Below are 21,654 nucleotides of genomic sequence, written 5' to 3'. Positions count from 1 at the left end.
TCATTTTTGTCATAAACGCAGTCAGTAACTCGGATTGGCCCGCTTCCGCCAGGTACACCCGAAACAAAAATCCCTCAAGCAACCAGGCGAATCTAATCGAACCTAACCGCTTAAGGGATAAGACGTGCCCCCGAGAGGAGTCGAACCTCCGACCTTCGGTACCGGAAACCGGCGCTCTATCCACTGAGCTACGGGGGCGTGTGGCACAAGTACAACAAGTGCAACGAGAAGAGATGTTACCACTTGGCTGGGGCGATTAGCGAAATGCCCCGCACCCCAGCCAAATCCGCACTATGCGGCCTCAGAAACCTGGTCTTCCTCAATAGGACACACCACAGGAACGCCTCCATCATTAAGCACGCGGGCTCGAATTCCATAGACGCGGGCCAAAAGATCCGGTGTGAGAACGTCAGCAGGACTCCCCTGGGCAACCACGTGGCCGTCGTGAAGCATGACAAGCTCATCGCAGTAGCGGGCTGCGAGATTGAGATCGTGGATTGCGACGAGCGCCAAGGAGCTCCGTGAGGCGACCTCCGCGCGGACGAGCTGTAGGAGTTCCACCTGGTGGCGCAGGTCGAGGGCGGAGGTGGGTTCGTCGAGAAGCATGACCTCGGGATCGCGGACAAACATCTGCGCGACGGCGACGAGCTGACGCTGACCGCCGGAGAGCTCGCCGACGAAGCGGTCGGCAAGGTGCTCAATACCAACCTTCCGGAGAACCTCCGCCGTGTGCTCAATCTCGGAGCCGCGCACGCGCAGACGCCCGGCGCGCCGACCAGAGACCAGTACCGATTCGAATGCGGTCAGCGAGGCGCTAGCCGGCAGATCCTGCGGCACGTAGCCCACCACATCGCGCAGTTCGGAGCCGATGACCCGCTCATTGTCACGGGTCAGTGCAATCTCCCCGGACATGGGCTTTCGAATCCCCGCCAGAGTGGTCATCAGTGTGGATTTGCCCGCAGCGTTTGGCCCGAGCAAACCCGTCACCGTACCGGGCTTCAGCGTGCGTACTGAGGCCCCGCGCAGCACCTTCCGCTTGCCATAGCCTGCAGCTACTTCGTTGACATCGAGAAATACGCCCATTAGTTCCACACCGTCCTCTTACGCAGGAAAACCAAGCCAACAAAAAATGGGACACCGACGATTGCGGTAATGATGCCAATCGGCACTGCCACACCCGGCACCACCGTGATGGATACCGCATGAGCTGCCGCCAGCAGCGCCGCGCCTGCCGCCATCGATGCCGGGGCAAAGAAGCGCTGTTCTTCACCGACCAGCATGCGCGCAATGTGTGGACCGACCAGTCCGATGAAGCCGATGATGCCGGCAAAGGCCACTGCGGTTGCCGCCAGCAGCGAGGCTACAATCAGCGTCGCAATGCGCAGCCTATCCACATTGATGCCCACGGCTTTTGCGCGGGCATCGCCAAGTCGCAGCACCGTCAGCGCCCACGCATAGCGAATGGTGAACGGAATGGCGATCAGCAGTGCCGCCGCAATAATGCCGTTGGCCACCCAGTTCGCGCGCTGGAGCGAGCCCATCGTCCAGAACACAATCTGCTGGAGCGCCTCGGTAGTCGCGCGGTATTGCAACAGCGACAACAGCGCTTGGAATAGAAACACCAGACCAATACCCAGCAGAATCATCGATTCCTTACCCGAGCCGCGCCATACCGACGCCGCCGCCACAATCGCCACCGCGATGACGGATGATACCCAGGCCACGGCCGCCAGGTTGAACTGCGCATGCGGAATAATCACCCAGCCCAGCACAATCGATGCCGCCCCACCGAACGCCGCTGCAGCCGAGATACCGAGCGTAAACGGCTCCGCCAGAGGGTTATCGAGGATTGTCTGCATCTGTGCACCGGCAAGCGACAGCGCTGCACCAATCAGCACTGCCATCACCGATGCAGGCAGACGCAGCTTCCACAGCACCGTACGAGTGGTTTCGTCCACATCATTCGGGCTCACGATGCCACGGACGACGTCCCCCACGCTCAGTGCCATCGGCCCCACAATCGTCGCCACCACAAACGCGCACACGGCCAGCCCCACCAGCACCGCAATGATGGCGATTTTCCGTGCCGAGCGTCGTCGGTACTGTCGCGCAGAGTCGTAGGTCGTGCTTGACGACGGACACTCGTGCTGTTCGGTGGCGGGCTGCGACTCTTGACCTCCACTGCCGTTGGTGGAGGTGGACTCGCGGGGTTCGTCGTCAAGCCCTGACGCGGGAGCGTGCAGATTGGTGTAAGTCATCGGATTCCTTCTTCGATGGTGGAAGATGGGTTACTTGGTCGGCTCCAGCGCGGTGAAGAAGGTGCCGCTGAGTTCGAAGGGCAGGTAGTCCTTGTGGAACTTGGCGAAGTCAGCGACCGGGTCGAGGTCAGCGAACTCCTCTGGGTGAATCCACTTGGCGAATTGCTCGAGCGCGAAGACGTTGTACGGCGAGTCGTAGAACTGGTGGAAGGCGGCGTACAGATCACCCTTCTTCGGCGCGGTCAGGGTGTCAAAACCCGGAGTCTTCAGCAGGCCTTCCAGAGTGCGCTGTGCGGTCTCTGGGGTGGCGGTGTAGCCGAGTTCGACGTGTGGCAGCACTTCCGGCTTCTTCGGATCGAGCGCCCAAGAACCACCGGTGGCGATGATCTTCTCCGGCTGGACGGACAGGACCTTCTCTGCGGTCACGTCGCCCGATTCGGTGTCGAGGAGGCTGTCTCCGAGGTTCTCACCGCCGGCTGCTGTGACAAGGTCGCCGAGGTTGGACTTGTTGACGGTCGAGCAGCAATCCTTGAGGCCGGCTGCTCGCCAGACGAAGGTCTTTGGCTTGTCTTCGAGCTTGGCGGCACGTTCGGTGATCTCGTTGACGCGCTTTGTGTAGAAGTCGGTGAACTTCTTGGCATTGTCCTGCTCATCGACGATCTGGCCGAGGAGCTCGACGGACTTGGCGGTATTCTCCAGGGGCTTTTGCCGGAAGTCGGTGAATACGTACTTCAGACCTGCCTGATCGAGCTTGGTGAGGAAACCGGACTGCTCCGCGGCCTTCTTGTGGTCAAGGGTCATGACGACCACGTCTGGGTCGTGGGAGATGAGGTTTTCAACTGTGACATCGCCCTTGGCGATATTGCCGATGGTCGGCATGTCTTTCAGCTCGGGGTTCGTCTCGAAAAGCTTGGTTTCAAACGACGGCGCGCCCGAATGCAAATCGCTGCCCATGGCGACAACGTGGTCACCCGGGTTTTCGTGGTCAAGCATCGCGGTGACAAACATGGCGCGGCCTTCACCGAGCACGACTCGTTCTGGCTGCTTGTCGAAGGTCACAGTGCGACCTGCGACATCAGTGACAGTGAGTTCTCCTTTGTTGTCGGCAGCCTCGTTCGACTCTGCGTCCGCACCGCATGCTGTAGCGACGAAGCTCAGCGCTGCACACCCGATTGCGGCCAGAGTTTTGGTCTTTGGCGCGGTTTTAGCCTTGGCGAAAATATTGACTCTCATGCGTTTCAGTTTCTGCCTTGTTTATTTCTGCGTAGTTTTTGGTACTTAGGGTGCACAAAGAGAAGTGAGCACTCACCCCTTTGCTTTAGGCACGCCTTACTTTACAACTTGAAACGTAGAGAAAAAAGCGCCCTGCTAGTGATTGTTTTACTAGCAGGACTTGGAAGTCTTATTTCCTTTCGAGAACCGACTGGAAGCACCTCAGCATCACTTCGCGGTCTTCATCAGCAAGTGGTGAAATAACTTCCTGGCGAACAGTGTCTACATAATCCGGCGCCGCCTCGGCAAACACGTGCCGACCAACGCCTGTTAAGACGACGACATAATCCGAATCCGGGTCTTCGCCGTGGTCTTCGGTGTGAATAAATCCGCGCTTTTCCAACCTGTTGGTATGTAGCAGCGCGCGGGGATGGTTCCACTTCAGTCGATCACAAATCTTGTCAACATGCAGAATCCCCTCCTCTACCTCATGCAGAGCGATGAGCAGGGTAAAGTCCGCGAACGTCAGCCCGGTTCGAGTGCGTAGGCTCCGCTCGATATTGCGCTCTACCTCGCGAAAAGCAGCTACCATCGACTGCCAAAAGAGCTGTTCATCATCACTCAGCCATTCAAATGAGTTCATACTGCTCTAGGCTAATGGTGAGAGCCTCGTAGCGGAGACAAATGAGAAAACACTCACAAAAACTTTTGGCTACTCTGCTTGTCCGTCGACTGAATCGGTGACCGTAGCATTGGCGGTCTCTGCAATCTTATCGAGCACAGCGGAAATCCCCTGATAGTCGATATTTTCACCGAGCACATCAAACAAAACATGGCGCACAAGCTTCACATGGTTCGGCGCCGCTTTCTCAATCACAGTTCGACCGTGTTCAGTAAGCGTGACATCGATACCACGGTTATCGCAGGCGCAGCGTTCCTTAGTTACTAGCCCGCGTCGCTCCATACGAGTAATTTGGTGTGACATTCGGCTGCGGTCCCACTCCAGGGATTCACACAGGGTGCGCATGCGCACTACATTGTCTTCAGCCTCGGAGAGAACAACCAGAACCGAAAAATCTGCAGTGGAAATATCGAGAGAATCTTGCAGCTGAAGGTCGATTGACCTGTCAACGGCCCGTTTAGCGTTCAGAATTGAGCGCCATAACCGCTGCTCTTCATCACTTAACCACGGAACATCTTGCATATGTACAGAGCCTACTATCTTGAAACCAAATCCTGAATTTTCATAAACTCCGCTCCTGTCACACGATCAAAGCGGGCTTCATCGCACGTCAGGACTAATACCTGCATATCGCGCCCCGCTTTGGCAAGAGCATTATTCATCCGCCGCAAACGGTGTTCGTCTGAATAACCTAATGCATCATCAATAATCACCGGAGCGCCTTGCCCGCCCTCCATGACACCGGCAACGGCCAAGCGCAGCAGAATGTCCAGCTGCTCCTGCGCTCCACCAGATAGCTCATCGACATCGAACTTGCCATCGGCATTGGACCGTGACTCAATCTGCAAGTCCTCATTCATCGTGAACTGAGTTCCCGCACCGAACACACCGCCACCGTACTCTTCGAGCTTGCACAGCAAGGGGTCAGCCAGCGCATTCCGCGATGCCACGCGTGCCTGTGTCATTACCTCCATGAGAGTCTTGGCGGCAGCTGCACGTCGACGCATTGAATTCCGATCTCGCTGTGTTCGCTCCACTACTCCCTCAGCTGCTGCCAGTTTCTCATTCGCGCTGTCGAAATAGTCCAAGTGCACCCGAATCTCTTGCCGACGCTTTTCCAGCTCAGCCAGGCGATTCTCAACTGCATCCCGTCGCTGCTTAGCGCCCGCGAGCGATGCTTCCACGTCGTCGGCATCCCGCTGCGCCAGCTTCTTCTGAGCCGCAGCCAGTTGCTCTTCTGCCGCCTCATAGTCCTTGCCTCGGTTTTCCACCGCAGCAAAGATCTCGGCGTCCGAGGCTTTTTCTCGCGTCGCCGTGAGCGAATCTTCGCGGACCTTCAGAACGGACCGAGCCCCTTCAAGCTCGCTGCTGGCCTTCGTATAGTTGGCGTGTGCAGGACGCTTCTCCAGCTTCGATAAGCGCATATCAGCACTGTCGCGCTCCGACTCGGCATCCCTACGCCCCACTGCAGCTTCTTCCAGCCGGGACTTTGCCGATACCAAGTCAATCTCCGTCGGCGCATCCTCGCCCGCAAGCTCCTGATACCGCTCGCCGTGTACTCGTGCTTCTTCCTTCGCATCATCCAACTCTGCTGTGAGCTGGTGATACTCCACACCGTCGGACACCGCAGTTATGGATGTCTCCACCTGGAATTTTGCTTTTTCCGCTTCCCGACGTCGTGTGTATGCCTTTTGTGCTTCCGCGACGGAATCAGCGCCTGCAACCTCAAGCTGTTCTTTGAGCGATGTCTCTGCTTTTTCTAGCTTGCGCTGCTGCGAATCTGAGCCGTCTCCGGGCTGTATAGCAACCGTGACGTCGCCGACTTCGATGGCCAATGGCTTAGTAACCGCGCGTTGAACTGTCTCAGCCTCCGGAGCTAGCCCCACTTTCTCGCCGTCGACCGTGACCTCCTGCGCACTACTAGCCGAGAGCTGCACACTCGGGCTCGATGCCTCCAGCACAGCGGCGGCTGTTGCAACTTCGCGTTCGCAGGTCAACAGTTTTTCCATTACCTCTTCGGTAACGGAATTCCGAGTAATTATCTCCTTGTGCTCTGCCAATTGCGCGCGGAGCGCATCGAGCTTCTCCACTCGCTTCGACAAGGCTTCAACCAAGCCGCGCTTCTCCCCCAATGCGACTTCAGCTGCAGCCAGCTCTTCTGCTTTTCGAGCTTCGCGGTACGCGGTCACAACCGCATCGCGATCCTCCTGCGCCTTCTTTAAAGCTGCGACCTCCTTATCGAACGCTTCCTTAAGTTCAGCAACTCTCTTCTCTGCGACGGAATGCTGGTCCTTGGCATCTTGTGCCTGCTGAATGAAGGTTTCCCGCTCTTGCTGAGCCTGTTTAGCTAAGTCCAGCTGCTGCTTCGCCGCTGCAGAGACCTCCTGTGCCTGGGACACGGCAACCCTGAACTTTTCGAGTTCTTCGAGTGCCTGCGCCCAATGCTCGACTTCGTTTTTGGCTTCTGGCAACGATGCCCGCTGCGTGTGTTGGCTTTCTTCATTACGAGCAGCTTCCTCATTGAGCGCTTCGAATTCTCGGACCTTTTTCGCCGCTTCGTCGCGCACCTGCTGGGCTTCCGCCAGCTCCTTGTCTACGTCGGTAAGCTGCTTGCGCTCTTTGCCATTTTTTTGGAAATAGTTGCCGTATTCAGCTTCAACGGCTTCAAACAGACCTACCTCTTCTGCGGTTTCCGCGCGCTGCCCCGATGCCGACTGCAGTGCGCTTGTGACCTGCGCATAACCGCCCAAGGAGAGTGTCTTTTGCGCTTGCCCCTGTTCAGCAACGAAAACCTGCCACAGGTTCTTGGTGTCCGCGTTGTGCATTCGTGCGGCCAGCCACTCTTCCGCCTGGTCATCTTTAAGAACCTCGGCTGTCGGAGAGTGGACGGTGACGATTGTGCCAGTGTCCTTGGTGCTACCAAAGATCTTGTCCAGCGTAAATTCGTAGCCGTCAAGCTCCAGCCGGAGCTTAACCTGCGGCTTTTCCTGGCTGGAGTGACTGTTCAGACTAAGCGCTTCGCTTGACCTGGACTTCCATTTTGTCGTCAGCGCAACGTGAATAGCTTTGGCGATTGTCGTCTTACCCGACTCGTTTTCACCGGAAATCACTACCACGCCCCGCTCGGCTAGCCCTGTGATTGAGAGTGAATCAATCGCACGTACATTGTGTAATTCGATGTCGTGAAAACGCATGATTTATTCCTTCTCTCCGGCCAGGCGCGCCAGCAAGCGAAGCGCATCGGCTGCTGCGGTGGTTTCAGATTCTGATAGCGGGCTGCCGCTCTCGGTTCCCCCTTTGCTCAAGACCGTTAGTTTTTCTGCAGCTATGAGCGGATAACCGGTGAGATTGAGATTAGAGATATCCCCCTCGGACGGAACCACCGTCAAATCGGAACCACTTTCTCGGCGATAAAGTGCAGCGAAAAGCTGTTGATACTGCTCAAGTCGATTTTCAAAGGTAGTCGACTCTGACAGTGTCACGGTTCCTCGCAATGAATACTTCACCGCTGTGTCTGTCTTCGTCTCGATACCGTCCAGTTCAGCAAAGAACTCATCGAGGTCTTCCGCGCCAGTGATATCCATGTCGATGGCATGAAAAGCCCACTGCCCCACTCGGTGGGAGGCCACGGTAACTGTGCCCTTTTCGGGGTCGTCCTCTGCGATGTCGACGACTAGCGCGTTGCCGGAATCCCGTTCTTTGTCATCATACGCTGTGGTTTCGTGCGCGCCGGAGAAATAAACTCTGCCAGCATGATCGAGTTGGCTCGTGGAGTGGGAATCCCCCAGCGCAACATAGTGCAACGCCCCACGATCTATAGCTTGTTCCAAGCTGGTCAGATCAATGGTCGCTCCTGCATCAGCACCAAAGCCTTCTACTTGGCCGTGTGCGACCATCACTCGGATTCCATCGGCTGACTCAAGCTCCGCGGCTATTTCCGCCACGATGTCGTCTGCCGAATACTTGCCGCGCACTGGCACGCCGATGAGTTCCACCCCGTCACGGATGGCAATGGGCGCGCTGTCGCGAATTACGTAAACTCCTCGGTCTTCCAAAGATTCGAAAGCACTACGTCGATAAATGGAAGAAGCATCAAGCGCATCATGGTTGCCGGGTAGGAGATAGACCGGCACGGGTAGCTTGGCGATTCTCTCAAGAGCCCGCAAGAATACCTTGTCCGGCAATGTATTGGAATCGAACACGTCTCCAGCGACGACAATGAACTCAGCGCCTTCTCTGGTTGCTAACTCTCCAATGCGGTCGATGGCGTTGAGGCGACTTTCGTGGAACCTAGCTTGGGCTTCACCGCCGTCGAGCTCTAGGAACCACCGAGTCATTCCCAGTTGCCAATCTGAGGTGTGAATGAATTTCATGACTAGCGCTCCTTTTGTCCCAGGCTCAGCGATTCCTGCAGATGTTGCCAACAATCTTCCAAATCAGCGACTGCACGAATGGTCTCTCTCGAAATTACGCAGGTTGGCTGCAATGCTTCATGCAGCAAACTGCGGTCGGTAACTGTTAGTGGGTCAATAACCTCGAGCGAAGGAACACTGACTCGTTCCAAGTCATTGCCCCAGTAATCGGCTTCGACAGCGAAAAGTTCGGCAACCTTTTTCTGCTCGTTGTCACCGCCATCTTTTCCACCAGCGCCATCCGAGTTCTGGGCGGTTTTATCGGGATCCTCCCGAACCGCGCCGCCAAGCCCGAGGCGCTTCGGCGCAGTCCGGTTTCGTAGCTGTGTTAGCTCCTGAAGCCGGCGTTGCAAGTCGCGCTGCGGATAATCGCGCAGCTGCAGTAGCGACAGCGGATCGCGGTCGATATCAGCGACAAGTTGAGCGGCAACTGCAACGGTGTGCTTACACACAGGTGCCGGGTCCGGGCAGGTGCATTCGCTGTAAATGTGCTCTTCACCATCGCACAACAGCATTTCCATCTGCTCATACGGCAACTCGCCGTGCTCAAACTCTGTGAAGGCCGACGGATTGTTCACCAACCACCGCAGTACGTCGTCAGTTTGTTTCTGCTCCCGCCGTGGGAACCGAATAAAGACTGAAAATGGTTCCGGCTGGCTGCCCTGCACTTCACCGATGATGTAACCATCCGCGATTCGAAGCCCCAGCACATTCCCGTCGAACCTGTACTTCTCACCTCTGTGAACACGACCCGAATCAGCGCCACGGATGATGAACTCCCACACCCACCGGGCAAAAGTTGTACGTGGCTCGACCGCCACGCGCGCTGCGGTTCCACGTCGCTGCTGTCCGGTAAATGCGCCAGCCCAGTCCTGGGTGGCCAGGAGCTTTTCAATCGTCGAGCTGGTTGCTGGCGCGCTTCGCGCCGTAGTCCTTTTACGACCACGCTTTCCAGAGGGCCCCTTGCCAAACTCGGCAAAGATGACATTGTCGCCCCATGTCACGTCTCCGTCACCGGCCATCAGTACCACCTCTTCTGGACTCTAAACGGGGTCACATTGTTGGGAATCGAATCGTCATCCGAGGTTGTGGAGTCCGATGCCGTGCCCTTCGGGTTCACCCCATCAGTCACCGTCCCACCGGACTTTGACTCCGCTGCGTCCATCGATTCACGCAGTGCCTGAATCTTGTCCTTGTCCAATTGCCACAGAGACCGCAAACGGTGAAAGTCCATCTCCGTCAGCTTGGTTTCACCAGCGCGTACAACCGCATCGGCCAATTCTGCCTTCTCGAAAATCAGCTCGTCGATACGCTCTTCCAGCGTTCCCACACTGACCAGCTTGTGCACGTGTACGTCTTTACGCTGACCGATGCGGTAGGAACGGTCCGTGGCCTGGTTTTCAACTGCTGGATTCCACCACCTGTCAATATGAATGACGTGGTTGGCGGCAACCAGGTTGATGCCAACACCTGCCGCGAGAGTAGACAGCAAAATGATTGGTGGGCCGTCCGGGGCATTAAACTCTGCCACTACTTTCTCGCGCTGTGCCGGAGTCATTGCCCCTTGGATAAACGGAATGTCCACGCCCAGGCGCTTGCTGAAATGAGGGGCGAGCATCTTGCCGAACTCCACGAACTGCGTGAACACAAGCGCGCGTTCACCGTTTTGGACAATCTCATCGACGAGCTCTTCCAGCCGTGCAACCTTGCCCGAGCGATGCTGCCCATGATTAAGCAGCCCTGAGCCGTCGTGCTGGTAGTGCGCTGGGTGGTTGCAAATCTGCTTCAACTTCATGATGCCGCCGAGGATGATGCTCTTTCGCCCGAAGTTGCCAGAGCGATTCCGCTTCGAGCGCTTGAGCTTGTCCTCGATGTCCTTCACAGCTTCCTGATACAAGAAAGCCTGCTCCGTCGTGAGAGGAACCATCTCCACCTGCTCATTCTTCTTGGGCAGGTCCGGCGCGATAGCTGGATCCGACTTGAGTCGGCGCAGAATAAAAGGTGCTGTAATCGACTGCAATTGCAGTAGCATTTCCGCATTCCCATCACGCTCGATGGGAATCGCAAACTTGTTGCGAAATGCATTCGCCGACCCCAGCATGCCTGGATTACAGAAATCCATGATGGTGCGCAGCTCGCCCAAGTCGTTTTCCACCGGAGTACCAGTCATGGCGATGTTGTGTCGCGAGCCCAGGCTCCGCAGCGCTCTGGATACCTGGGCGTTGGGGTTCTTAATTGCCTGCGCTTCGTCAGCAATCACATGATCCCACTGCACTTGGGAAAGTTCGTTCACATCGCGGGTAGCAACACCATAGGTCGTCACAACAACATCGTGTTTCCCGATAAATTCCTGTAGTTCTTCACCATGAGGGCGGTGTGAACCATGCAGCAGCCCAACCTTGAGCTCTGGAGTGAACTTTGCCGCTTCTGCTGCCCAATTGCGCAGCACACCTGTCGGAACGACCAGAAGCGAAGCCTTGTGCTCTTGATCCTTCGCATCCGCTTGACGACGGCAGCGCTCAAACTCCAACAGCGCCAAAATTTGCACAGTCTTACCAAGCCCCATGTCGTCAGCGAGAATGACACCAAAGCCGCGGTTGGACATATCCGCCAGCCACTCCACACCGCGCTGTTGATACTCCCGCAACTCACCGACAAAACTCGGTGGTACCTCGACCGACTCTGCGAGGGCCGTGGAACCGTCTGAGTACTTCGACACTAACGCCTTGAGCCAAGAGGGATCCCTGGGGGCGACGGGCACTGCTGCTGGTGCTTGCGACTCCAAGCCACCGTCGAAGACCAACTCTTTCAGGGTGGCTTGCCCTTTACCGGTTTCCTCCCCGGCCTTAGTCTGCTCCACCAAAAACTTCAGGGCTTCTCTAGCTACCTCTGGGTTCGCGTGCACCCAGTGGTCACGCAGATGCACTAGCCCCGTACTCGATGCAGCGAGCTCACGCATTTCCGCTTCCGTCAGTACGGCATCCCCCACGGCCAACTTCCACTCGTAATCAACCAGTTGGTCAAATCCGAGTTTCGGTTCCGAACGGCGCCCAGCAGGCCCCGTCGGGTCTAGCTGGACGACTTCAGTGTGCAACTGCAGGGTGGTCTCCACCGACTTCCAGTTCGGTGGCAGCATCACATCGATATCGACCTTTGCCAGCTGCGAGATGCCATCAGTCATAAGCTCTATCAGCTGCTCTGAGGTCAGCAGCAGATCTAAGCCCGGGTGACCCGCTGCTTTCGCATATTTGAGCGTTGGGAATGCCTCTTGTGCAGCCAATAGCTGCGGGCGAAGCAGCGACAGCACGGACCGGCGACACATTTCTGGGTTCAGGCGTTCCGGAGCTGCGACGCCGATGCGGTAGTACATCCGCAATGGCCATAGAGTCTCATGTTCCACCGCAGCTGAACGAGGATTGAGGCGAGTTACTGAGCCGCCTTCGTCATCCGCTCGATCCCGCAACTCCAACAGCTGCGGAAGATCCACATCCGGCAAGTCCTCCAGCTGGCCTTCAAAACCAACGGGTTCCTGCACCATTAGCTGCAGGCGAACATCCTCACCATCGGCCGACAGCCTCCACTTTGCCAGCGACTGCGCCACCCCCGGTGTCGCACGCCCCAGGGACTCCGACTGCAACAACGACCGCACGAAGCTCTGGCGCTGTTCTGCCGGTTCATCCAAATCGGCCAGGAGCGCGTTGGTGACCCAATGAAACATCCGATTGATGAAATCCTCAGCCACCGTGGCACCTCCGTTATCAATCAACACCGGTGGTGTACGGGAAACGACCTGACTCTGCCAGGCAATCTCACTCAACCCCTCAGACATCCGCCACGTCGGCCACCACTCATTGTCTTCCCACGTCAGCGCCACCAATGCCCGCCCAGAGCGTGCGAAAGCATCCAATCCCTGCACAACATCTACAAAGAACCTAAGATCCGGCGCCATCGCCGTCGAGGAAACTTCCTCCTGCAATTGCACCAGTGCTGTCACCGCAGCCCATGGCGGGAACACCCATGTGGGTACCGCTTTCTCTACTGCCCGCCCCTTCGGTGTGCGCAGTTTTAGCGTCAGTTGTGCTCGACTCCCCCGGTCCAGGACTGCAAAAAGCCGACGCTGATGCGCCGGGACTTCCAGCAAATCCACGTCCGCAATAATCCGGTGCCCCTCTGGCCGCTCCACCCACAGGTGAAGACCCGAATCATCCTTCCAGACCGCGTGCAGCAGCAACGGCACCGCTGACTTAGCAACTTGGCCCATTACTTCCTCCCCACTGCTTGCTCAGTCATCACCGTCTAATCACCCGGCGACTTCGCCGCCAGATATTTGTTCAATGAAGATTCTGCCACGCACCCCGGATCAGCTTTTCCACCACACCACAACATTAGCACGCATGTTCGAATTATGTATCTTGCAAAAATTAGTCCCCTTCTACCCAAATACCCCTTTTCCCAGGTAATTTGTCGCACTTAACCGATTTTTAAAACCTTTTTCAACGCTTCTTATCTTGCAATGCAGCGCATCACATGCAAACGTCGTATGAGCTACAAGAATTAAAAATGTGTGACTCGTGCAATAGTTCTGCCATGGTTCGCATGTGCCAGTAGGCTCCGCTGACTGTCGTAGACAGCCCGGAAGCTGAAGTTGTGTTTCATTGCGAATCGCAGGTTCTGCTGTTTCTGTCGGCCACTTTCTGGCTCGATGTTGCTGCGACGCTGTGAACGTCGTCAAGCGGACTGGCTCAAACGAAATTGAGTGATGCGCTAGGAAACGATTTCCGGCGTGCTGGGCAGTGCGTGAGTCCGACTGTACGCCTAATAAATAATGAGGAGTTGCCCTGTGGACCAACAAACATGGTTCATCATCGCACTAGTCATTTATCTGCTGTTGATGGTCTACATCGGTTGGACCGGATGGAAAAAGACCGCAGAGTATGACGAATACATGATTGGCGGTCGCGGTCTGCATCCGTTCGTCGCAGCACTGTCAGCGGGTGCATCGGACATGTCCGGCTGGCTGCTGATGGGTCTGCCCGGCGCGATTTACCTTTCAGGCCTGAATCAGACCTGGATTGCAATCGGCCTGGTCGCAGGCGCATGGTTGAACTGGAAGTTCACCGCACCGCGCCTGCGTAGCTACACCAAGATTGCTCGTAACTCGATTACCGTGCCGTCGTTCCTGGAGAACCGTCTGCACGATACGTCGAAGGTACTGCGCGTTTCCGCAGGCCTGATTATTCTGCTGTTCTTCACCTTCTACGTCTCCTCGGGCATGGTCGCAGGTGGCCGCTACTGGGAGTCGACGTTCGGTGGCAGCTACCTCGTCGGCATGCTGCTGGTTGCGGGGATTACTGTCGCTTACACTCTTTTCGGCGGCTTCCTTGCTGTCTCCTACACGGACGCGGTGCAGGGCATCATCATGTTCATTGCGCTGCTGACGGTTCCGACTGTCGGCATTATCTACCTGATTAACAACGGCAACTCCTTCTCGGACATCTTCAGCTTTGCTGCTAACAACCCGTACCCGGGCAGCGAGGGACAGCCGGTTGAGACCTTCTTCGATCCGTTCGCCGGCATTCCGCTAATCACGATTATCGGTCTGCTCGGCTGGGGTCTGGGCTACTTTGGCCAGCCGCACATTATCGTCCGCTTCATGGCTTTGCGTAGTGCAAAGGACGCAACTGAGGGTCGCCGCTGGGGCGTTGGCTGGCAGGCACTATGCATGCTCGGCTCGGTCCTCGTGGCCCTGACCGCAACTGTTTTCTTCGCTACGAACCCAGATGCTTCGGTCACTGATGCGTCTTCCTACGAGACCATCTTCCTGGACATGACCCGCATCCTGTTCCACCCGCTGATTGCAGGCCTGATTCTGACTGCAGTGCTGGCAGCAATCATGTCCACCATTTCTTCGCAGCTGCTGGTATCTTCCTCCGCGCTGATTGAGGACCTGTTTAAGGCAACGGTCAACAAGTCCCTGCGTCCGAAGACCTACATGACGCTCTCCCGCGTCGCCGTTGCGCTGATCGCCATCATCGCCGCAATCATCGCTGCTAACCCGAACAGCTCCATTCTGGATCTGGTTGGCTTCGCATGGGCTGGCTTCGGCTCAGCATTCGGCCCGGTGCTGCTGGCCGCCCTCTACTGGTCGCGTCTGAACACCCCTGGTGCTGCTGCCGGCATGATCACCGGTGCGGTTGTCTCCTTCGCATGGGGCATGAGCTCGCTCAGCGACACTCTCTACGAGATCGTCCCGGGCTTCGCCGCTGCAACTGTCGTGATGATTATTGTCACGCTGCTTACCAAGGAGCCGAACGAGAAGATCAAGGAAGAGTTCGACCACGCAGCAAAGCAGGCTCTGGTCTAACGCCTTGATCTAGGCTTGGCCTCCGCTAGCCCCGCAGGCTAGCCCCGGCGCATACCTACAAGGGAACCGAAAAAGTATTTTTCGCGCCCAACTAGGTATGCGCCCTTTTTTATTTGCCATCCTGGCCGCCGCCCTGACTGCCGCCTTTGTCTCATCCTTTGCGCTTACGCGAGTTCTCGTCACCTCCTCCCCCGCGGGGTCGGAGACGGAAGCCGTCGTCAAGCAACTGCGCACCGTGCGCGTCGTCGCCGACCGCCCCACCGTCACCGGATACAAACGCGAGCGCTTCGACGTCTGGGCAGGTTCTGCCGATTGCAATACACGCCATAAAGTGTTGGCGGCGTGGTTCGGGGGCTCTGTATGTTCGCTTGACGACGGCTCCCTGCGCGAAATCCCCGACCCTTACACGGGTGACCCGGTGGGTGCGCATGAGGTCGATATCGACCACATTTATCCGTTGGCAGCGGCGTGGGATTTCGGAGCCTACGCCTGGGATGCCGAGCGGCGACGGCAATTTGGCAACGATATCGAGACCAACCTCGTGCCCACGCGAAGCGCAGTCAACCGGGATAAAGGCGATGCCAGCCCGGCCGAATGGCTTCCTGCGGATACGAAGGCGTGTGACTATTCGCAGCGTTACTTAGCGGTAGCGATTAAATGGGACCTGCCCGTATCTTCGGCAGACTGGACGGCGCTGGCAGCTGCGTGTGGTATCCCCGCGGGGAAAGGCACGAAATAGAGAAAAAGGTGCGAGCACGTTAAGTTAAGGACTGGTCTTAATAAGGAAATATCCAGGCCACTCCTCGCTTGAACGCGAGGCCTACATTCAGTCGTGGAAAGGTAATACGTGCAAAACGTAGTTCTTATGGTTCACGTCCTAGCGGCAATTCTGCTGCTTGGACCGGTGACTGTCGCAATTTCGATGTTCCCGAAGCTCGCGCTTGCAGCCCGCGGCGGAGAGGCTGGAACGGTCGGCTCCGCGCGCACCATGCACGCCATTTCGCGCACCTACGGCATGTGGTCGCTGCTCGTGCCGCTGCTCGGCTTCGGTGTCATGTTCACCGATGTGTCGACCTACATGAAGTCCGGGGCAATGCACGCCGCAATCCTGCTGGCGATCATCGCCTGGGCACTGCTGTTCTTCCTGATTATTCCGCGTCAGCGTCTGATGATGGCCGGCCTCGGCATCGCTGACGAAGACGAGGATGTCAACGACCCGGAGTTCATCGAACGTCGCAAGAAGGCTGACGAGCTCGACTGGGACAAGCAGAAGGGCCAGCTGGCCATGTTCTCCGGCATCTTCTCCCTGCTGTGGGTTGTCGCCGGCATCCTGATGTTCTTCATCTAGAGCACACGCTCAGACACAATAAAACTGCCGGTGCGCCTGTACGTTTCGGCCCGACTTTTAGGGCTGGGAAGTACATGCGCACCGGCAGTTTTTTATTTTCTAGGTCAGCGCCACGGACGGTGGTCGCCTGACGACGCCCCCCCCTGCTCGCCTGCCTAACAGGTCTAGCGGCGTCCGCCTCGGTAACCACCGCGGCGGTCATCCCGGTCACCACGGTAGCCACCGCGACCGCGTCCGCCACCACGACGGTCATCGCGACCGCGACCACGACCACCGAAACCGTCACCGTCATCGAAGTTTCCACGGTAGCTACCCCGGCTGCGGCCGCCACCACGACGGTCATCGCGGCCACGACCGCCACGGTATCCTCCGCGACCGCGGCCGCCATCACGACGATCGCCACGGTAGCCACCACGGCCACCACGGTAGTCATCGCTGTCGTCGACCGAGGTGCCGTCGTCAAGCTTCAGCCCAATGAGCTGGCCGGAAATGCGGGTATCGGAGAGGTTGTTGATGACTTCTTGCGGCAGGTTGGCCGGCAGTTCGACCAAGGTGTGGTCGCCACGGATGTCGATGTGTCCGAAGTCCTTGGAGGACAGGCCGCCCTCGTTGGCGATGGCGCCCACAATGGCACCCGGGCGAACGTGCTGGCGACGACCGACGCTGATGCGGTAGGTTGCGGTGCCCTCGCGTTCGAATTCGACCAGGTCGGCGCGCTTGCCCTGACCGCGCTCACCACGGGAGCGACCATCGCGGCCACGGTTGCGGTCGCGGTCGAAACGATCACGGTCACGATCATGACGACGGCCACGCGGTGGCTCCTTCATCAGGAAGTCGCCCGACTGTGCCTGTGCAGCGATAGCAGCGGCGATATCAACCAGCGGGGTGTCGTGCTCTTCTGCGTACTCCTCGATGAGCTCGCGGAAGACCGGAACCTGCGAATCAGCAAGCGCCTCAGTCAAATCATCAGCGAACTTCTGCTTGCGAGAGTCGTTGACCTCATCGACGGTCGGCAGCTTCATCTCGTGCAGCTGCGACTTGGTTGCCCGCTCAATCGAGCGCAGCAGGCGCCCCTCACGCGGAGTGACAAAGAGCAGTGCCTCGCCGGAGCGGCCAGCGCGGCCGGTACGACCAATGCGGTGGACGTAGGACTCGGTGTCGTGCGGAATGTCGTAGTTGACCACGTGGGAAATGCGGTCAACGTCCAGGCCACGAGCAGCAACATCGGTTGCCACCAGGATGTCCAGGCGACCGTCCTTGAGCTGATCAATCGTGCGCTCACGCAGAGTCTGCGGGATGTCGCCGTTGATGGCGGCAGCGGAGAATCCGCGGGCACGCAGCTTCTCGGCGAGCTCCTCGGTCTCGTGCTTGGTACGCACGAACATGATCATCGCTTCAAATTCCTCGACCTCGAGGATGCGGGTCAGCGCGTCCAGCTTGTTGCGGTGGCTGACCATCAGGAAGCGCTGGCGAATATTGTCCGCAGTGCGAGTCTGGGACTTGACGGTGATCTCTTCCGGCTCCGTCAGGTACTGCTTGGACAGGCGACGAATCGAAGCCGGCATGGTAGCCGAGAACAGTGCGACCTGCTTGTCATCCGGAGTGTCGGCAAGAATGCGCTCGACATCCTCCTGGAAGCCCATCTGCAGCATCTCATCGGCCTCGTCCAGTACCAGGAAGCGCAGGTCGGAGATGTCCAACGAGCCCTTTTCCAGGTGGTCGATGACACGACCCGGCGTGCCGACGATAATCTGTGCACCTCGATGTAAACCCGACAGCTGCACTCCGTAGGACTGACCACCGTAGATTGGCAGGACCTGAATCTTGCCCAGGTGATCAGCAAACGACTGGAAGGAATCCGCAACCTGCAGTGCCAGCTCACGGGTCGGAGCGAGCACCAGCGCCTGCGGTGCGCGGACGGAGCGATCAATGCGAGCCAGAATCGGCAGCGCGAACGCCGCGGTCTTACCGGTACCAGTCTGAGCCAGGCCGACGACGTCGCGGCCGCTCATCAGAGTCGGGATAGTTGCAGCCTGAATTGGGGACGGAGTCTCAAACCCAACCTTGCGAACTGCATTGACAATGTCATCGGGCAGCTCCAGCTCATCGAAGCCGACGGTGTCGTCGTCGTTGTCGTCTTTGTTCTTTTCGGCCTTCTTCTCGGCCTCGGCAGTCTTTTCTACCTTCTCGGTCTTTTCCTCAGCGGCCTTCTCTTCGACCACCGGTGCTTCCTCGGCCACTACATCCTCGGCCTTCACAATTGCGTCCTCGCGCTGGTTTTCGCGCTGATCCTCACGGTTTTCCTCGACGCTGCCATTCATTTCATTATTAGCCATTTGGGGCTCTTCCTGGGCCTTTTTGCCCGCACATTCAATATTCAACAGTTGATTACTCACAGTTGGGTCGCACATACATGACCCGCCCAATTTACGTTCTAGTTTTCAGTGCTCTCACGTCGGAATTGCGATGACATCGCTTCTCTTGCACATACTTCGAAAAATTGCGCCCAAACCCAATTCAGCTTTTACTTCCGAGGAGGGGCGCCCATCATGCACTATGCACTCTCAAGCGTTTCACCAGCGAATTTATACCGCTGCCAGATTCTCTGCGACATTGTCGTCAGGATTTCACACCGACTGCCCAGACTACGCCACCGTCGGTCAAAAAACCATTTCCCGTCAGCAAGGTCACAACACAAGGTGGTCGATTTCTTGGATGAGGCCCGGCGCTGGGGCCGTCGTCAAGCGAGCACATTGCACCCACTTCGGGGCGCCTATTTTGCAATTTGCCGGGGTGAGGTGGCTAACATTTTCCCTACACGTTTGTACACATATCAGCTATTTTCCGCCGTGGAACACCCACCGTTCGGCGGATTTTTGCAATTTCGCAACGTATAAACCCAAGGTCACTAGAGAATGTCCAGCAATAACAACGCACCAGAAACGCAGCCGTCTTCGCCCCGGCAGTCCCCGCTAAAACCACATTCTCCCGAGGAGACTTCTGGGAATGGCGAGCAGGAAAATGAGGCACCGTCGAAGCTCTCAGCAATGATTGAAGTTCTCGGATTTCCGGGCTTTATTTTGGCAGGTTCGGCGCTGGCATTCTTCTTCCCCGCCCCGTTTACTCCACTGACGGACTACATCACGTACTTCCTGATGATCATCATGTTCGCGATGGGCCTCACCCTGACCATCCCGGACTTTAAGCAGGTCGCTAAGCGCCCGTTGGCGATTCTCTTCGGCGTCATTGCGCAGTTTGTCATCATGCCGCTGCTAGCGATTGCCGTGGCTAAAGCCCTCGGACTCAATCCGGCACTCGCCGTCGGCCTGCTGATGCTGGGCTCCGTCCCAGGCGGCACCTCATCGAACGTTATCGCTTACCTGGCACGCGGTGATGTCGCGCTGTCCGTCGCTATGACCAGCGTGTCGACGCTGGTCTCGCCGATTATGACGCCGTTTCTCATGCTCGTGCTTGCCGACGCGCACACGGAGGTCGACGGCCTCGGGATGGCGTGGAGCCTCTGCCAGACAGTCCTCCTGCCTGTGGTTGGTGGCCTGATCATTCGCTTTGTGGCCGACTCGTTTATTAATAAAATCCTGCCGATTCTGCCGTGGATTTCCATTCTCGGTATCGGCGGCGTGGTCTTCGGTGCCGTGGCCAAGAATGCGGAGAGCCTGGCGAACATTGGCCTGATTGTGTTTGTGGCTGTGATTATCCACAACGTTTTGGGTTACGTGCTCGGCTTCTTTGCAGGCCAGCTGGTGGGGATGCCGACTTCGGGCAAGCGCACGGTGGCCGTGGAGGTCGGCACGCAATCCGCGGGTCTGTCCTCCGGTATGGCGGCGAAGCTCTTTACCCCAGAGGCCGCGCTTCCGGGCGCGGTGGCCGCGGTGGTGCACAACATTACCGGTGCGATCTATGTGGCTATTTGCCGAAAGCTCGATGAAGGCAAGGAATCTAGCAAATCCGCTTCTGCTTAAGGCGTTTTCGCTTTGGCTTCTTTTTCTCCGCTGTTCGACGAGTGGGCTGGTAGAGTCTCGCGCCCGAAGATCCAGCCCACCATTGCGACCAGCGAAATGACACCGCAAACAAAGAAACCGGCCTTGAATCCTGCGGCATCCACGATTGCGCCGACAATCAGCGGGCCGGAGATTGCTCCGAAGTCCTGAGCCATTTGGAAATTGGCGAGCACCTTTCCACCTTGGCGGTTGGCGCCGATGACGTCGGCAAGCACAGCCTGCTGCGATGGATTAATCATGCCAGCGCCAAAGCCCGCAAGGACGGAGAGAATCAGTAGCGGAATGGCGCCGCTGCTAAATCCGATAGCGCCCGTGAACACGCCGTTGATAAATAGCCCCGTGATGAGCAGAGGGCGACGGCCGATGCGGTCGGACAAACGACCTGAAAACTGCAGTGCCGTAACATTGCCGAGTGCGAAGGCCGTCAGCGCGAAACCAGCTGTGGCAGTGGCAGCTACTGCCCCATCGCTGCCCGGTTCTGGGGCACCGACATGGGAAAACGTTGCCGCAGCGAACAGCGGGACAATCGCGACGCGCACGCCGAAGTTCGACCAGCCGTTGGCGAAAGCTCCGACTAGTGCGCTTCGATATGCCGAGTCGCGGATTGCCTCGGAGAACTTCAGCACTGGAGTCGTGCGCTTTGGCACTACGTGGCGAAGGTGCTCTGCACTCAGCGACATGCCGACCACAATCGTTGCCACAATCAGCGCGCCACCGTAGATGAAAAACGGCACCCGCATGCCCCATGCGCCCATCGCAGCACCAATAATTGGGCCAAAGACATTGCCCAACAGGAAGGCTGTGCCGTAGGCGGCCGAGCTCTTACCGCGGATCTCCGGCGGTGAAATCCGCACAATCAGCCCCATTGCCGAGACCGTGAACATCGTCGAACCGATGCCGCCGAGTGCACGAAACGCCAGCAGTTGCCAATAAGTCTGCGCAATACCGACGAGCAAAGTCGAGAACGCGACGATACTGATGCCGGTTAGGTACGTGCGCCGGTAACCGAGCTTCTCTACCAGCGAACCCGATGCCGGCGCGAAGATTAGCCGGAAAATGGAGAACGAACTGACCACGAAGCTGGCCGCGAACACACCCACATCGAAGCTGCGCGCGTACTGCGGCAAGATTGGCGCAATCAGCCCGAAGCCCAGCGCAATGATGAACGCAGCGCTGACTAAGATCCAGATTTCTCGCGGAATCGGCTGCTTTGTCCGGTCTGATTCCCCCGGCTGAGGGCCTAGGCCTTGTGCTTTGCTTCCCACCCCCGACGCAATGTCTGGCTGAGATTCGCACTTTGCTCTACGACGAAGCAGGTCGCGCGAACGGGAAGCTGACAAGGTAACGGTCCTTTCTTGC

Annotated in this window: 15 protein-coding genes and 1 tRNA gene; 4 read left to right on the top strand and 12 right to left on the bottom strand. The window is 57.6% G+C overall.

The window, feature by feature from the left end:
- Window positions 1-125 precede the first annotated feature (125 nt).
- From HMPREF2820_RS08845 to HMPREF2820_RS08800, 10 genes are all read right to left on the bottom strand, one after another.
- Window positions 126-198 (bottom strand) — tRNA-Arg (locus tag HMPREF2820_RS08845).
- Window positions 199-291: 93 nt separating this feature from the next.
- On the bottom strand, window positions 292-1,083 hold the full coding sequence (locus HMPREF2820_RS08840; RefSeq protein WP_049194111.1) for an ABC transporter ATP-binding protein: 792 nt from the start codon (window positions 1,081-1,083) through the stop codon (window positions 292-294).
- Window positions 1,083-2,258: a FecCD family ABC transporter permease gene (locus HMPREF2820_RS08835; RefSeq protein ID WP_070603724.1), complete on the bottom strand. Its 1,176-nt coding sequence runs from the start codon at window positions 2,256-2,258 to the stop codon at window positions 1,083-1,085. The genes HMPREF2820_RS08840 and HMPREF2820_RS08835 overlap by 1 nt, the downstream gene beginning before the upstream one ends.
- 30 nt (window positions 2,259-2,288) lie before the next feature.
- Window positions 2,289-3,491: an ABC transporter substrate-binding protein gene (locus tag HMPREF2820_RS08830; protein WP_038628435.1), complete on the bottom strand. Its 1,203-nt coding sequence runs from the start codon at window positions 3,489-3,491 to the stop codon at window positions 2,289-2,291.
- Window positions 3,492-3,660: 169 nt separating this feature from the next.
- Window positions 3,661-4,113, bottom strand: coding sequence for a MarR family winged helix-turn-helix transcriptional regulator (locus HMPREF2820_RS08825; RefSeq protein ID WP_038628433.1), 453 nt, complete (start codon window positions 4,111-4,113; stop codon window positions 3,661-3,663).
- Between the two features lie 69 nt (window positions 4,114-4,182).
- Window positions 4,183-4,674 carry a MarR family winged helix-turn-helix transcriptional regulator gene (locus HMPREF2820_RS08820; protein ID WP_038628431.1) on the bottom strand — a complete coding sequence of 164 codons (492 nt, stop codon included), beginning with the start codon at window positions 4,672-4,674 and terminating at the stop codon, window positions 4,183-4,185.
- 14 nt (window positions 4,675-4,688) lie between these two features.
- Complete coding sequence (locus HMPREF2820_RS08815) at window positions 4,689-7,346, bottom strand: ATP-binding protein (RefSeq protein WP_070603723.1); 2,658 nt, start codon at window positions 7,344-7,346, stop codon at window positions 4,689-4,691.
- Window positions 7,347-7,349: 3 nt separating this feature from the next.
- Window positions 7,350-8,525 (bottom strand): metallophosphoesterase family protein, encoded by a 1,176-nt coding sequence (locus HMPREF2820_RS08810; protein ID WP_070603721.1) that lies wholly within the window; start codon window positions 8,523-8,525, stop codon window positions 7,350-7,352.
- Window positions 8,526-8,527: 2 nt separating this feature from the next.
- A complete protein-coding gene (locus HMPREF2820_RS08805) occupies window positions 8,528-9,586 on the bottom strand; it encodes a hypothetical protein (protein ID WP_070603719.1) in 1,059 nt (352 codons plus the stop codon).
- On the bottom strand, window positions 9,586-12,825 hold the full coding sequence (locus tag HMPREF2820_RS08800; RefSeq protein ID WP_070603717.1) for a DEAD/DEAH box helicase: 3,240 nt from the start codon (window positions 12,823-12,825) through the stop codon (window positions 9,586-9,588). Before HMPREF2820_RS08800 ends, HMPREF2820_RS08805 begins: the two co-directional genes overlap by 1 nt.
- A 579-nt stretch (window positions 12,826-13,404) precedes the next feature.
- Here HMPREF2820_RS08800 and putP point away from each other — a divergent pair.
- From putP to HMPREF2820_RS08785, 3 genes are all read left to right on the top strand, one after another.
- Window positions 13,405-14,928, top strand: a complete 1,524-nt coding sequence (putP, locus tag HMPREF2820_RS08795; protein ID WP_070603715.1) for a sodium/proline symporter PutP — start codon at window positions 13,405-13,407, stop codon at window positions 14,926-14,928.
- 97 nt (window positions 14,929-15,025) lie between these two features.
- The gene (locus HMPREF2820_RS08790; RefSeq protein WP_070603714.1) at window positions 15,026-15,667 is read left to right on the top strand and encodes an HNH endonuclease family protein; all 642 of its coding nucleotides are present in this window, start codon (window positions 15,026-15,028) and stop codon (window positions 15,665-15,667) included.
- Between the two features lie 108 nt (window positions 15,668-15,775).
- Window positions 15,776-16,276 (top strand): DUF2269 domain-containing protein, encoded by a 501-nt coding sequence (locus HMPREF2820_RS08785; protein ID WP_070603712.1) that lies wholly within the window; start codon window positions 15,776-15,778, stop codon window positions 16,274-16,276.
- Window positions 16,277-16,440: 164 nt separating this feature from the next.
- On the opposite strand, the gene HMPREF2820_RS08780 is transcribed toward HMPREF2820_RS08785, so the two are convergent.
- Window positions 16,441-18,612: a DEAD/DEAH box helicase gene (locus HMPREF2820_RS08780; RefSeq protein ID WP_083308469.1), complete on the bottom strand. Its 2,172-nt coding sequence runs from the start codon at window positions 18,610-18,612 to the stop codon at window positions 16,441-16,443.
- Window positions 18,613-19,323: 711 nt separating this feature from the next.
- Between HMPREF2820_RS08780 and HMPREF2820_RS08775 the strand changes: the two genes are divergently transcribed.
- Window positions 19,324-20,256, top strand: coding sequence for a bile acid:sodium symporter family protein (locus HMPREF2820_RS08775; protein ID WP_070603709.1), 933 nt, complete (start codon window positions 19,324-19,326; stop codon window positions 20,254-20,256).
- Here HMPREF2820_RS08775 and HMPREF2820_RS08770 read toward each other — a convergent pair.
- Window positions 20,253-21,635 (bottom strand): MFS transporter, encoded by a 1,383-nt coding sequence (locus HMPREF2820_RS08770; protein WP_070603708.1) that lies wholly within the window; start codon window positions 21,633-21,635, stop codon window positions 20,253-20,255. The genes HMPREF2820_RS08775 and HMPREF2820_RS08770 overlap by 4 nt on opposite strands.
- Window positions 21,636-21,654: the final 19 nt, after the last annotated feature.

Source organism: Corynebacterium sp. HMSC064E08, from assembly GCF_001811805.1.
Lineage (GTDB): Bacteria > Actinomycetota > Actinomycetes > Mycobacteriales > Mycobacteriaceae > Corynebacterium > Corynebacterium jeikeium_D.
Note: the sequence above shows the minus strand (reverse complement) of the source record. Positions and strands in the feature narration are given on the sequence as shown.

Coding starts and splice junctions, on each gene's coding strand:
- HMPREF2820_RS08840 (WP_049194111.1), bottom strand. CDS start 1,083: ATGGGCGTATTTCTCGATGTCAACGAAGTAGCTGCAGGCTATGGCAAG.
- HMPREF2820_RS08835 (WP_070603724.1), bottom strand. CDS start 2,258: ATGACTTACACCAATCTGCACGCTCCCGCGTCAGGGCTTGACGACGAA.
- HMPREF2820_RS08830 (WP_038628435.1), bottom strand. CDS start 3,491: ATGAGAGTCAATATTTTCGCCAAGGCTAAAACCGCGCCAAAGACCAAA.
- HMPREF2820_RS08825 (WP_038628433.1), bottom strand. CDS start 4,113: ATGAACTCATTTGAATGGCTGAGTGATGATGAACAGCTCTTTTGGCAG.
- HMPREF2820_RS08820 (WP_038628431.1), bottom strand. CDS start 4,674: ATGCAAGATGTTCCGTGGTTAAGTGATGAAGAGCAGCGGTTATGGCGC.
- HMPREF2820_RS08815 (WP_070603723.1), bottom strand. CDS start 7,346: ATGCGTTTTCACGACATCGAATTACACAATGTACGTGCGATTGATTCA.
- HMPREF2820_RS08810 (WP_070603721.1), bottom strand. CDS start 8,525: ATGAAATTCATTCACACCTCAGATTGGCAACTGGGAATGACTCGGTGG.
- HMPREF2820_RS08805 (WP_070603719.1), bottom strand. CDS start 9,586: ATGGCCGGTGACGGAGACGTGACATGGGGCGACAATGTCATCTTTGCC.
- HMPREF2820_RS08800 (WP_070603717.1), bottom strand. CDS start 12,825: ATGGGCCAAGTTGCTAAGTCAGCGGTGCCGTTGCTGCTGCACGCGGTC.
- HMPREF2820_RS08790 (WP_070603714.1), top strand. CDS start 15,026: ATGCGCCCTTTTTTATTTGCCATCCTGGCCGCCGCCCTGACTGCCGCC.
- HMPREF2820_RS08780 (WP_083308469.1), bottom strand. CDS start 18,612: ATGGCTAATAATGAAATGAATGGCAGCGTCGAGGAAAACCGTGAGGAT.
- HMPREF2820_RS08775 (WP_070603709.1), top strand. CDS start 19,324: ATGATTGAAGTTCTCGGATTTCCGGGCTTTATTTTGGCAGGTTCGGCG.